The organism is Lysinibacillus sp. NPDC098008 (genome assembly GCF_044760715.1).
In the GTDB taxonomy this organism is placed as follows: Bacteria; Bacillota; Bacilli; order Bacillales_A; family Planococcaceae; genus Lysinibacillus.
Genome location: NZ_JBIWBA010000001.1, coordinates 177,221 through 189,825, shown reverse-complemented (window position 1 = coordinate 189,825; position 12,605 = coordinate 177,221). Strand labels below are relative to the sequence as shown.

Genomic DNA, 12,605 nt, shown 5'->3' with positions numbered 1-12,605 from the left:
ATGATTCATATACTATTATTTGCACATTTACAGGAAGCGGTTGGCGAGTCGAAATTAACAGTAGCGCTGTCAGATATAACGGTTGCACAGTTAAAAGAATGGATGGAAAAGCACTATTCTGAGCTTTCACTACAGCAGATGATGACAGCCATTAATGAAGAATTTGCAACAGATACAACACGTATTCAAGCAGGCGATACAGTAGCCTTTATCCCACCCATTAGCGGAGGATAATATAATAAGATGAAGAGAATACCCGCGAATTTGGCGTCAATACTCGCGGAGCAGAGAAAAGGTAGCTGGCTGCCCACATGCCAACTACCTTTTTAAATTTTTAGAAGATGAATGCTAAGGAGCATTAAAAATGAAATACCGATCATGCATAGCACCCACGCCCAAGCAAGCGACATATTGCCTGCATCAATCGCCATATAAATCGCAAGGGGCGTTGTTTGTGTTTTGCCGGGAATATTGCCAGCAAACATTAATGTTGCTCCAAACTCGCCTAAAGCTCGTGTAAAGCTTAAGATGCCTCCTGAAATAAGTGCCTTCAATGCAAGCGGCACGGATATATAGAGAAAAACCTGCCATTCATTAGCACCATCTATACGTGCTGCATTTTCAATATCTTGATCGACAGAGGCAAAGCCGGTTTTAGCCGATTGATACATTAATGGAAAGGCGACAATGGTGGAGGCAATAACAGCAGCCCACCATGTAAACATCACAGGCTGCTGAAAAAGCCAGATAATCAGATGACCGAAGATACTATTTTTGCCAAATATCATAATCAGCAAAAAGCCTACAACTGTAGGGGGCAATACTAATGGCAGTAGCAATATCGTTTCAAGTAGTAGCCTTCCTTTAAAATGGCGAGTAGCCATCCATTTGCCAAGCAAAATCCCTGCGATGATCGCAATCATACCTGCGACAAAGGCAATCTCAATCGATAGCTTCACGGGAGCCCAGAAATCAGTCTGCATTTATTCAGACGCTCCTTTAAAGCCATACTTTTGAAAGACAGCCATCGCTTCGTTACTTTGTAAAAATTGATAAAATTCCTCCGCCTGCTGTGCATGTGGGCTCCCCTTGATAATCCCTACAGGATAAACAATCGGTGTATGCATCGTAGCACTGGCAGTTGCTACAATTTCTACTTTATCAGATACAAGGGCATCTGTTTTGTACACAATGCCAGCATCCACATTTTCTGTTTCTGTGTACGTTAGCACTTGGCGTACATCCTTTGTATAAACAACTTTAGGCTCCACTTCTTCCCAAAGGTTCATATTTTTTAATGTTTCCATCCCATATTGCCCGGCAGGAACGGTTTCAGGTGTGCCGAGTGCAATTTTACCTGCCTTTGTTATATCGTCAAACGACTGAATTTGCTTGTCGCTATTTTTGGGAACAACTAAAACTAGTTCATTTGCTAAAAGGTCTGTACCAGCAGCTATGTCCTTGTCGACAAGTGCATCAAATTTATCCTCTGCTGCTGAAAAAAATAAATCAGCAGGAGCTCCCTGTAAAATCTGCTGCTGCAATGCACCTGAACCGCCAAAATTATAGAGAATTTTAATGGCATTATGCTCTTTTTCATATGTTGTTTGTAGCTCTTCTAAAGCATCCTGTAAGCTAGCGGCTGCAGAAACTGTTAATTCAATAGAGTTCTCTGCTTGCGTATCTTGCTCTTGATGACTACAACCGGCTACAATACACGTAAGCAGTAATAATGTTGTAAAGAAATGATAAAAATTTTTCATGTCAATAAAGCTCCTTTTATAACTCGCTATAACAAGACATAACTAATTATAATCAGTTATAAATAAAAATGAAATATAAAATTTCCAGATGTTCATAGCATGATAAATACGTTACGATAGATAGTAGAAGTCTATAGAAGGAGAATTTTTGAATGACACAAGAACAATCCTATACAATTGAAGAGGTTGCACAATTATTAAAGGTGTCAAAATTAACGATTTATGATTTGGTGAAAAAGGGGGATTTGCCTGTTTTTCGTGTTGGTCGCCAAATGCGAGTAGATCGTGCAGATTTGCAAAGCTATATCCAAAAGCGCAAAACAGGCACTACACCGCCAGCAGTAGCCAGCCCTTCTCAAAATAAGCAAAAAATTATTATTAGTGGACAGGACTTCGTGTTAGATTTATTAGCCAAATATATTGAAAAGCGGCAATCGATGAAGGTGCTGCGTTCACATGAAGGTAGCTTAAATGGTGTGATGGCGATGTACAATGGTGACTGTGATATTGCGAGCTTACATATGTATGATGGTGACTCAAATGATTACAATATACCTTATCTAAAAAAAATTTTTGTTAGCCATGCCTTTATCGTGATAAATGTGATCACACGTAAAGCAGGTTTTTATGTGCAAAAAGGCAACCCATTGCATATCCATTCCTTTGAAGATTTTAAAACGAAGTCATTTCGGCTAATAAATCGTGAAAAAGGCTCAGGTACACGGACATTATTAGACGAACAACTGCGCATCCAGCAGATAGCACCATCGACCATTAAAGGCTATGACAATGAAGGCATGAGCCATATAGATGTAGCCTCTACTGTAGCAAATGGTCATGCGGATATTGGCATAGGCATTGAAAAAATAGCCAAGCTAATGAATGTTGATTTTATTCCTATTATCCAGGAGCGCTATGATATTGTGCTTTTTAAAACGGCTGAAAATGAATTATTGATTCGCATGATCAAGGAAATTTTAACAGCAGCAGATTTCCAAGCAGAGGTGGCTGCATTGGGCGATTATGATATCACTCAAATGGGACAGGTTATTTATGAAACGCTATAATAAAATTTATATTGAGTTTAAAAACAAAATCAATTACAATTTGACTAGGAATTTTATGGTCGTTAGGTAATATTCGGATTGCTTAACTTCAATGAAATTTTCAATGAATCAATGGTGAGATGGATAAATAAGTAGGGACAATTGCTTATGTATTAGCCCACCATAAAATAGCTTGCGTAAAAAATGCGCAACTATTTTATGGTGGGCTTTTTGCTGTGGCTATAAAAAGGAGGTGAATGAGATGACGTGGACTGTATTACATAGTATTGGGATTATTGCGTACGCAATTAGTGGAGCATTTGTTGCATTGCAGGCTAATTATTCTTTTATTGGGCTATTTGTGCTTGGTCTTACAACATCCTATGGTGGGTCTATTATTCGTAATGTTGTACTTGACATACCGATTTCAGCTATATGGGAGCGTCAATCTTTATTAGTTGTATTAATAACACTAACTATTCTTTTATTGATAAGACGAAATTGGATACATCATTGGAATCGCTGGGGCTATTTTTTTGATTCGATCGGTCTTGCTTCATTTGCTATACAAGGAGGCTTGCTAGCAAAAAGCTTGAATCATGACCTAGGCATTATTATAATTGCCTCTATGTTTACAGGAGTTGGTGGTGGGATGATTCGTGATTTATTAGCGGGTCGTACACCACTTGCATTAAGGGAGGAAATCCATGCAGTGCTGACCTTTTTATGTGCTTTTTGTATTTGGGCAGGGTGGAGTAGTCCGCTTGAATTATCCATTATTGTTGTGTTGATTGTCTTGATTCGAATGATAGCTGTCAATCGTCAATGGAGGTTTACATTTCCTATAAAGCAATCTAAATAAATTGACAGGAAAACAAACTTTCTTGTCGAAATAGTTATGATGAAATGGAGGAATGACAATGGCAATCGAACGATTATGTGAATGGTTGCAGGCTTCAACAAATACGGTCATTTTAACAGGTGCTGGCATGTCAACGGAAAGCGGTATTCCTGATTTTCGCTCTGCATCGGGCTGGTGGAACAATATTGATCCTCGCACAGTTGCGACAACAGAAGCATTGACAGAGCACTATTCATTATTTCATGAATTTTATAAAATGCGTATTGAGAATTTAGCCAAGGCGATACCACATGAAGGGCATTATATTTTAGCAGATTGGGAAAAAAGAGGCATGATTTCCTTCATTGCTACGCAAAATGTAGATGGTTTTCATCAATTAGCAGGCAGTCAGCGAGTGGAGGAGCTGCATGGCTCAATACGTACAATTCGTTGTCATCATTGTCAGCAAGCCGCTTCAATCGAGCAGTTTTGCAATAAGGCAGGCTGTACATATTGTGGCGGTCAGCTACGTCCAAATGTTGTGCTATTTGGTGAAAGCTTACCGCAAGCAAGCTGGCATCAAGCGATCGAGGCAATCAAAGCTGCTGAACTTGTACTGGTAATTGGCACAAGTCTTGAAGTGTATCCTGTCAATCAGCTACCAATGATGACAAGAGGAAAAACAGCCTATATTAATTTAGACGTTGCTCAGCATACCACTAAGTTTGATTTAATCATCGCAGGAAAAATAAAGGGAATATTGCAACAATTACAAGAGCGCCTTTAAAAAATGAAAAGGCGCTTAAAACATTTGTGGTAAAACCTCTTGAAGATAGCGTTCATTTTTCCGTAGCCATATTTTTAAAAGGATACGATGTGTCAGCAATTTGTGCCTTTTTTGCGTTCTTGTTTTCGCCTCTCTTAAGCTTAACAGCAGTATACGTGTTTCAGTGGCGAATACTTGAGGGTCTACTAGTACATCGAGTTTGTAATCAATGAGCTGTGCTGTCTGCATCTTTGCCAGTAATGGGGCAAAATGCTGATGCATCTCTGAATAATTTTCGTCGAATGCTAGATCAATTAATATAGATAATGTGTGTGTAATCTCTGCTTCGAGTATTTGTAGCTGCTCTGGTGTTGGCATTGTTCAAATATCCCCTCCTTCTTATCCAACTAGAAATCCAAGTGTGGCACAAATGATACCAACGATAACGGTTGTACAAATATACATCATAGCTTGCTTCTCCTTTTTTTGCTCCATCAACTGTAAGCATTCAAAGCTAAATGTTGAAAAGGTTGTATATGCCCCTAAAAAGCCAATGCCAATCAACTGCCAAATCATATCACTAGGCTGAAGAGCAAACAGCAAGCCAAGCGCAAAAGACCCTGTGCTATTAATGAAAAAAGTTGCCCAAGGGTATGGGTGTGCAAGGTATTTGCCGAGATAAAATCTTGTAATAGCGCCGAAAAATCCGCCAAGGCCAATAAGCATCATGCTGTAAGCCTCCTTGCTAAGTGCATGCCTAACCATGCACAAATTAGACCACCAACAACACTGCTCGTAATATATAGAATTGCTTGTAGCCACTCATGATGCTGTAGCAGTAACAGCGTTTCTAATGAAAATGTTGAAAACGTTGTAAAAGCCCCTAAAAAGCCTGTGCCGATTCCTATGACAATAGGTGTTCGTTTTGTAAATGCTGTAAAAAGCCATGCTAGACATAAACAGCCTAGTAAATTTATACAAAGTGTTACAAATGGAAACCCGCCTAAATTTGGAATGGCAAGACTAAGGCTATATCGGCAAATAGCGCCGAAAAATCCGCCAAGACCAACAGTGAAAAATAATTTCAAATGTTCATCGCTCCTTTAAAGCATAACAGGTATAAAGATTGTATCATGGGAAGTTAGGAATGAATATATTGTTGCTCTATTACTTATTCACTATAACAGCGTAATTATAGTGAAAATAATTTAATTGAATACTATATCAGACTAAAGAATGAAATTTCTAAATTTTTTTACAATTTTTATTGATTAGTAGAATTATGAAGGATTACAATAAAGATGAGGCTATCTTAGAGGCATTTTTTTGATATTGCTATACATTTTTGTAAGCGCATTCAATAATTTTTTCTACAACATAATAGTAGGTATATATGCTTATATGATAGTGTCACAAAATGACGTAGGGGGTGTTTGTTTATGAAAAAAACATTAATAGTATTTGCATCTATGTTGATGCTGCTTGTAGTGCTAGCTGCTTGTAGTAATAACGGAGATGATAAGGAAAAAGAAACAGCGGAAAAGAATGATACAGGGTCACTTGTCATTTCTGGAGATATTGTATCCGAACAAGGTGGGTGCGTATTAGCGAGTCGATTCTCACCAGGAGATAAAATTATTTTCCGTAACAATGTTGTGGATGGCATCACAAATGAACAAGTCAAGGATGCCAAGGTACAGGTGCATCTTTCTACAGGTGAAACACTTGATATGACATACGGTGAGCATGGTGATGATAACTTCTGGGTAGTCGCATATCCTGTCACAGCTGATACACCAACAGGTACGATTAATTACACAGTAACAGCGGAGTATAAAGACCAGAAGGGTGAATTTAAGCCATTTAATGTTGCACCGTCGCTATTAACGATTGTGTCTGAAGATGTATCAGCAGCACCACAGGAGGAGCCAACTACAGAGGAAGAGGAAGTAGATTTAGCTACTGTGGAAACAAACCAAAACGTAGAGATCATTGGGAAAAATTTTGAGTTCCATGGTCCAAACGGTGAGCAAACTTTTTATGTAAAAGCAGGTGAGGAAGTAACGCTTTCGTTAAAATCTGAAGAAGGTGTGCATGGTGTTTCTGTAGATGGCTTAGATGTTAAATTAGATAAGGATGGGTCTACAAAATTTACGCCTGAAAAAGCTGGTGAGTATAACATGTCATGTAGTGTATTTTGCGGTACAGGACATGGTGATATGACAGCAAAACTAGTTGTTGTCGAATAAAAGGAGGGGTTTAGATGAAGCATATTGGTAAAACGCCCCTGCTTATGCTTGTATTGTTTCTTATGAGCATCATGTTAATGGCTTGCTCAGATGAGGATAAGGCAACGACAGATAAAAAACCTGCTAGCAACAATGCGGAACAGCAGGAAGCAACAGAAGAAAAGCTATTGAACAATATTACATTATCAAAAGCACGCGGGTTTGTTCGAGATGAAGTAGCATTTGAAGTAACGGACTTACAGGCAAATGAGCCAGTCGAACTCGTATGGAATGCCGTTAACGGAGAATATGTGATTGAAGATTTATATGCCGTGATTGGGCCAAAATTCACAGAGGAAGAAGTTGTGCTACAGCAAGGCACAGCAAATGCAGAGGGAAAATGGTCAGGCACGTTCAATGTACCTGAAGGCTTTGGCGGAGATTTTACAGTATGGGTTAAACAGGATGGTAAAAAGATTGGGCAAGTTGGCTATACCGTTGATCCATCCTTTGTGATGGAGCCTACTTCAGGCCCTGTTGGTACAGAAATTACTATTAAAATGGAAGGTCTTGGCTGGAGCACCTATATGCGCAATTGGCAATTAACGTATGACAATAAATATACAGGGCTTGTGACAGCTATTTCAACGAATGGTACAGCAGAGGCAAAAATTCGTGCTGCTGGCGCTGTTGGTGACCATGCAATTCGTCTACGTACAGGTTACTTAGGGATGCAATATATTAACTATTTGCAATCGCCATATCCAGATAAGCCTGCCCCTGACTTTATGTTTACAGTAACAGAGGGTGTTGCTTCAACAATTGATAATCATGTAGAAGAAGCGCCTGTTGCAGCATCAGGTGGTCTTGAGATGCCAGAGCTTCAGCAAGCAGAAGGTGTCAAGGTGGAGCTAAGTAAGGACGAAGGCATTGTGGATGAGCCTGTCACATTAACCGCTTCAGGCTTACCAAAGGATACGGACATTGAGCTTGTTTGGAATACGATGAAGGGGAGCCGTGTTAGCGGAAACGGCTTTGGAGAAGAAACATTAGTGCTCGACACAGTAAAAACGGATGATAAAGGTCACTTGCAGCATGACTTTAATGTACCTGATGATTTAGGTGGTATTCCACATCGATTAGATTTAGTGACAGATGGTAAAGTTTATGGTCAAACCTATTTGCGTATTTTACCATCCATTGTTGATTTTACGCCAAAATCAGGTCCAGTTGGCACAAAAATCTCCATTACGATTAAGGGCGGCGGCTGGACAGAATTTGATAATGCCTATTATTTAACATACGATAATGCTTATACAGGCTATTTATGTGCATTTAATAGCCAAGGGGACTTAACGTTTGATGTTATTGCAACAGGTGATGTTGGCTATCATTTAATCGACTTATACCCTGGTATTTATAAGCAGCAGGAAAAGGATACAGATATGACGTTAATTCCACAATTAACGTATTCTACGGACCACCCTGGCTCGGCAATGCCTGCGATTCGCTTAGCCTTTGAAGTAACAGAGTAATGATTTCATGCTTTAAAGCGCTAATTATTTACTTAAAATAGCAAAATGATGGTTGACAAATATTTCTATAGTATGATAATCTTCAAGAACACTATAACGAAAAAATGAAAGGAGGGCATGGCAATGTTCATTTTAGCAGCGGTATACTCTAACAAAATTTCATACATTGTCCATGCCTGATTTTTCATTTAATACAATTGCAAAGGTATGGGCGCTGTCCTGCCTTTTATAAAAGACACATGCTCTTTTGGGGGGTATGTGTCTTTTTGTGTGTTAAAAAGGTTGTAGTGATACTAAATAAAGGAGTGTATGTCGATGAGAAGAAACATTGGACAACGAATGATTTTCAAAAAGGAATTGCTTGAAGGTGGGTAGTATATCTACAACAGCACGAAAGAAAGAAGGTTATCATCTATGTTTGACGTCTTAAGTAAATTAGGTTGGTTTTTTAAACAATATTGGAAGCAGTATACCATCGCGATTATTCTGCTGATTATTGCCAGTGGCTTAGAGGTTGTTCCCCCATATTTGCTTGGCTCGATTATTGATATATTGACGGCTGGTGATATGACAACAGCTATTTTAACGAAGTATATCTTGATTTTTATTGGCATTATTATTGGTGGCTATATTTTAAATTTTGTCTGGCAATTTCGATTATTTGAAGGGGCAATTAACCTTGAGAAAATTTTACGTCGAAATTTAATGCAGCATTTTTTACGTATGACCCCAACATTTTATGAGAAAAATCGTACAGGGGATTTAATGGCACGTGCAACGAACGATTTAAACGCTGTATCCTTAACGGCTGGCTTCGGTATTATGACGTTGATTGATTCAACGATTTATATGGGCTGTATTATTTTTGCGATGGGCTATATGATTTCATGGAAGCTTACATTTTTTGCGATGTTACCTGTGCCCATTATGGCTATTCTCATTCAATATTTAGGGAAAATCGTACATGAACGCTATATGAAGGCACAGGATGCCTTTGGTGAGCTCAATGATAGTGTGCTTGAATCTATAGCAGGTGTTCGTGTTGTGCGTGCCTATGTCCAGGAGAAAAAGGATGAGGCTAGCTTTGCACAGATGAGTGAAGAGGTGTATGCCAAAAATATGCATACAGCTAAAATTAATGCCTTATTTGGTCCCATTACGAAAGTAGGTACAGGAATTAGCTATGTTGTAGCACTTGGCTATGGCGCTCATTTAGTAGCGACGGAGGCGATGACGGTTGGGCAGCTTGTCACATTTAATGTTTATTTAGGGTTAGCTGTTTGGCCAATATTTGCAATTGGCGAGCTTATTAATGTAATGCAACAGGGGAATGCCTCCTTGGATCGTGTACAGGAAACATTGAACTATCAAGCAGATGTTCAAAATATTGCGAATCCACAAATGATTGCGACACCTAAAGCGATTGGATTTGAGGATTTAACATTCCAATATCCAATGAGTCAGGTTAAAAACCTACAGCAAATTTCGCTGTCATTGAAAAAAGGGCAAACACTTGGCATTGTTGGTAAAACAGGAGCAGGAAAAACAACCTTCCTGCGACAACTATTGCGAGAGTACCCAATTGGTCAAGGTCAGCTATTCATGGATGGCATCGATATTGCTACCCAAACGAAGGAGCAAGTGCTGGATTGGATTGGCTATGTGCCGCAAGACCATATACTTTTCTCGCGTACGATTCGTGAAAATATTTTATTTGGGAAAGAGGATGCTACTCAGGCTGAATTGCAGCAGGCGATTCGTGCAGCCTATTTTGAAAAGGATTTGGAAAATTTACCAATGGGGCTTGAAACACTGGTTGGTGAAAAGGGTGTATCACTTTCAGGTGGTCAAAAACAGCGTGTATCCATTGCGCGTGCATTAATTAAAGACCCTGAAATTTTAATGCTGGATGATTCATTATCTGCTGTAGATGCAAAAACAGAGGCAAAGATTATTGAAAATATTCAGCGAGAGCGTCATGGTAAAACAACCATTATTACAACGCATCGTTTATCAGGTATTCAGCATGCAGATCAAATTATTGTTTTGGATAATGGACACATTGTAGAGCAGGGTACACATGAGGAGCTTCTTGCACAACAGGGATGGTATAAAGAGCAATTTGACCGTCAGCAGCTAGAGGGAGGTGCTTCATGAGTACGAGTCAACGTTTAATACGCTATGCGATGTATTTTAAAAAGCCGATAGTATGGGGCTTAATTTTCCTGACAATCGCTGTTTTTACAGAGCTTGTTGGGCCTTTTATTGCGAAACATATTATTGATCATCATATGACAATCGGTCATATTGATATAAAGCCGATTACATGGTTGCTATTAGTTTATTTACTATTAGCTATTGCCACTGCGATATTCCGCTATTTTATGTATATTTATTTGCAAATAGGTGCAAACCGCGTGATTCAAAAACTACGCAAGGATGTGTTTGAGCATATTCAAACATTGCCAATCCAATATTTTGATAACTTGCCAGCAGGGAAAATTGTGGCACGTGTAACAAATGATACGGAGGCTGTGCGTAATTTATATGTGCAGGTGCTTTCGAATTTTGTTACAAGCTTTATTTCTATTATTGGTGTGTATATTGCACTTTTTATTTTAAACTGGAAAATGGCGATGCTTGCATTAACAATGATACCTGTTGTTTATTTATGGATGATTTTATATCGCAAATTTGCCTCCAAATACAATGATGTCATTCGTACAAAAATCGCTGATATTAATGCTATGATTAATGAATCCATTCAAGGGATGACGATTATTCAGGCATTTCGCCGCGAGCAGCAAATGACAAAGGAATTTGATGCTATGAATAATGAGCACTATGCTTATGAGCGTAAGCTATTAGTGCTTGATTCAGCCACTTCCTTTAACCTTGTGAATACATTAAGGCTTATGATGTTTACCATTTTTATTTTCTATTTTGGCACACAGTCATTGACAGTGACTGAGGTAATTTCAGCAGGGACATTATATGCCTTTGTTGATTATTTAACAAAGCTCTTTAACCCGATTACGAATATTGTCAATCAATTTTCACAGCTTGAACGCTCACTTGTCGCGGGTAAACGTGTTTTTGAAGTGTTGGATATAAAAGGTGAGCCTGTATCTGAACAGAGCTTACCGCGCTATCAAGGGAATGTAGTGTTTAACGATGTTTCCTTTGCCTATAAGGGGAATGACTATGTATTAAAAAACCTGTCATTTGAAGCACACCAAGGAGAAACAATTGCTTTAGTTGGGCATACAGGCTCTGGAAAAAGCTCCATTATGAATTTATTATTCCGCTTCTATGACCCATCAAAAGGGAAGATTACAATTGATGGCATTGATATTACGGCTGTGCCTCGTCAAACAATGCGTGAGCATATGGGCATTGTGCTGCAAGACCCTTATTTATTTACAGGAACAATTGCCTCCAATGTTAGCTTAAACAATCCTGCCATCTCACGAGAAAAGGTAGAAGCTTCCTTAAAGGCTGTTGGCGGTGAGCAAGTGTTAGCAAGCCTGCCAAATGGCTATGATGAGCCAGTGATTGAGAAGGGCAGCACTTTATCCTCAGGGCAACGCCAGCTTATTTCCTTTGCACGGGCTCTTGCCTTTGATCCAGCAATTTTAATATTAGATGAAGCCACATCAAATATCGATACGGAAACAGAGGAAATTATTCAGCATGCCATGGATGTGCTGAAAAAAGGACGCACAACCTTTATTATTGCGCACCGACTTTCTACGATTAAAAATGCCGATCGCATCCTTGTGCTTGATCGAGGCGAAATTGTAGAAAATGGCACACACGATGAGCTACTAGCACTTGGCGGTATTTATAAAAAAATGTATCAAATGCAAGCCAATTCCTTGCAATAAGGCAAAGCCCCACTTTAGAGCGAAAGTGGGGCTTTTATATTTATCTTACATATTTAAAGATATTGACAAAGAATAATAGCACGGAGAGGGCTACTGCGATACCACCACCTGATACAAACAGCTCAAATAGCCAGCGTGGTACATCTAAATAGACCATCATCATGCCAAGCAGTAAAAATGGTAAGCCAATATTGTACAGCCAGAATTGTGCCTTTGCGAGCCCTGTTTCCGCAGCCTGTCGATAAATCGAATAAATTAACCCAATAAATCCAGTAGTAAGCCAACCGACCACACCAATATGCGCATGTGTTGCCTTCCATTGAAGTTGAATCGTATAATGCATAAACAGTCCAAAAGCAAAAACAAGCATCAAATAAACAATTGAAATCTTAATCCATTTCGCACCCATCGTCAACAACTCCTTTCTTGCAAGTGTTTTAGCTAGCTGCTACAGTATATTCTTGTCAAATAAAAAAGATGCTTAGGTAAAATTGTCGTTTGTTAACTTTTTTACTTTCAAATGACTACATCGAGTAGTG

Annotated in this window: 14 protein-coding genes; 8 read left to right on the top strand and 6 right to left on the bottom strand. The window is 39.0% G+C overall.

Going from position 1 to position 12,605, the window contains the following annotated elements:
* Nucleotides 1–234 carry a molybdopterin converting factor subunit 1 gene (gene moaD / locus ACIQVU_RS00915; protein ID WP_340806103.1) on the top strand — a complete coding sequence of 78 codons (234 nt, stop codon included), beginning with the start codon at nucleotides 1–3 and terminating at the stop codon, nucleotides 232–234.
* Between the two features lie 92 nt (nucleotides 235–326).
* Here the strand turns inward: moaD and modB are convergent, their stop codons facing one another.
* Together modB and modA are read right to left on the bottom strand one after the other, a co-directional pair.
* Nucleotides 327–983: a molybdate ABC transporter permease subunit gene (gene modB / locus ACIQVU_RS00910; RefSeq protein WP_340806101.1), complete on the bottom strand. Its 657-nt coding sequence runs from the start codon at nucleotides 981–983 to the stop codon at nucleotides 327–329.
* Entirely contained in the window at nucleotides 984–1,763 is a 780-nt protein-coding gene (gene modA, locus ACIQVU_RS00905; protein ID WP_340806100.1) for a molybdate ABC transporter substrate-binding protein, read from the bottom strand.
* Between the two features lie 152 nt (nucleotides 1,764–1,915).
* Between modA and ACIQVU_RS00900 the strand changes: the two genes are divergently transcribed.
* The 3 genes from ACIQVU_RS00900 to ACIQVU_RS00890 all read left to right on the top strand — a co-directional run bounded on the left by ACIQVU_RS00900 (nucleotide 1,916) and on the right by ACIQVU_RS00890 (nucleotide 4,437).
* Nucleotides 1,916–2,830, top strand: a complete 915-nt coding sequence (locus ACIQVU_RS00900; protein WP_340806099.1) for a substrate-binding domain-containing protein — start codon at nucleotides 1,916–1,918, stop codon at nucleotides 2,828–2,830.
* Nucleotides 2,831–3,071: 241 nt separating this feature from the next.
* Complete coding sequence (locus ACIQVU_RS00895; RefSeq protein WP_340806097.1) at nucleotides 3,072–3,671, top strand: trimeric intracellular cation channel family protein; 600 nt, start codon at nucleotides 3,072–3,074, stop codon at nucleotides 3,669–3,671.
* Between the two features lie 58 nt (nucleotides 3,672–3,729).
* On the top strand, nucleotides 3,730–4,437 hold the full coding sequence (locus tag ACIQVU_RS00890) for an SIR2 family NAD-dependent protein deacylase (RefSeq protein ID WP_340806096.1): 708 nt from the start codon (nucleotides 3,730–3,732) through the stop codon (nucleotides 4,435–4,437).
* A 15-nt stretch (nucleotides 4,438–4,452) separates the two neighbouring features.
* Here the strand turns inward: ACIQVU_RS00890 and ACIQVU_RS00885 are convergent, their stop codons facing one another.
* The 3 genes from ACIQVU_RS00885 to crcB (ACIQVU_RS00875) are packed head-to-tail and all read right to left on the bottom strand — an operon-like array spanning nucleotide 4,453 to nucleotide 5,504.
* Complete coding sequence (locus tag ACIQVU_RS00885) at nucleotides 4,453–4,794, bottom strand: hypothetical protein (RefSeq protein WP_340806095.1); 342 nt, start codon at nucleotides 4,792–4,794, stop codon at nucleotides 4,453–4,455.
* Between the two features lie 21 nt (nucleotides 4,795–4,815).
* Entirely contained in the window at nucleotides 4,816–5,145 is a 330-nt protein-coding gene (gene crcB / locus ACIQVU_RS00880) for a fluoride efflux transporter CrcB (RefSeq protein ID WP_340806094.1), read from the bottom strand.
* Nucleotides 5,142–5,504 (bottom strand): fluoride efflux transporter CrcB, encoded by a 363-nt coding sequence (gene crcB / locus ACIQVU_RS00875; RefSeq protein WP_402893263.1) that lies wholly within the window; start codon nucleotides 5,502–5,504, stop codon nucleotides 5,142–5,144. The genes crcB (ACIQVU_RS00880) and crcB (ACIQVU_RS00875) overlap by 4 nt, the downstream gene beginning before the upstream one ends.
* A 351-nt stretch (nucleotides 5,505–5,855) precedes the next feature.
* Here crcB (ACIQVU_RS00875) and ACIQVU_RS00870 point away from each other — a divergent pair, with 351 nt between their 5' ends.
* The 4 genes from ACIQVU_RS00870 (at nucleotide 5,856) to ACIQVU_RS00855 (ending at nucleotide 12,066) form a co-directional block, all read left to right on the top strand.
* Nucleotides 5,856–6,665 (top strand): cupredoxin domain-containing protein, encoded by an 810-nt coding sequence (locus ACIQVU_RS00870; RefSeq protein WP_402893260.1) that lies wholly within the window; start codon nucleotides 5,856–5,858, stop codon nucleotides 6,663–6,665.
* 14 nt (nucleotides 6,666–6,679) lie between these two features.
* Nucleotides 6,680–8,179, top strand: coding sequence for a hypothetical protein (locus ACIQVU_RS00865; RefSeq protein ID WP_340806091.1), 1,500 nt, complete (start codon nucleotides 6,680–6,682; stop codon nucleotides 8,177–8,179).
* A 414-nt stretch (nucleotides 8,180–8,593) separates the two neighbouring features.
* On the top strand, nucleotides 8,594–10,336 hold the full coding sequence (locus tag ACIQVU_RS00860; RefSeq protein WP_340806090.1) for an ABC transporter ATP-binding protein: 1,743 nt from the start codon (nucleotides 8,594–8,596) through the stop codon (nucleotides 10,334–10,336).
* On the top strand, nucleotides 10,333–12,066 hold the full coding sequence (locus tag ACIQVU_RS00855; RefSeq protein WP_340806088.1) for an ABC transporter ATP-binding protein: 1,734 nt from the start codon (nucleotides 10,333–10,335) through the stop codon (nucleotides 12,064–12,066). Before ACIQVU_RS00860 ends, ACIQVU_RS00855 begins: the two co-directional genes overlap by 4 nt.
* 40 nt (nucleotides 12,067–12,106) lie before the next feature.
* Here the strand turns inward: ACIQVU_RS00855 and ACIQVU_RS00850 are convergent, their stop codons facing one another.
* On the bottom strand, nucleotides 12,107–12,475 hold the full coding sequence (locus ACIQVU_RS00850) for a hypothetical protein (RefSeq protein ID WP_340806087.1): 369 nt from the start codon (nucleotides 12,473–12,475) through the stop codon (nucleotides 12,107–12,109).
* Between the last annotated feature and the right edge of the window lie 130 nt (nucleotides 12,476–12,605).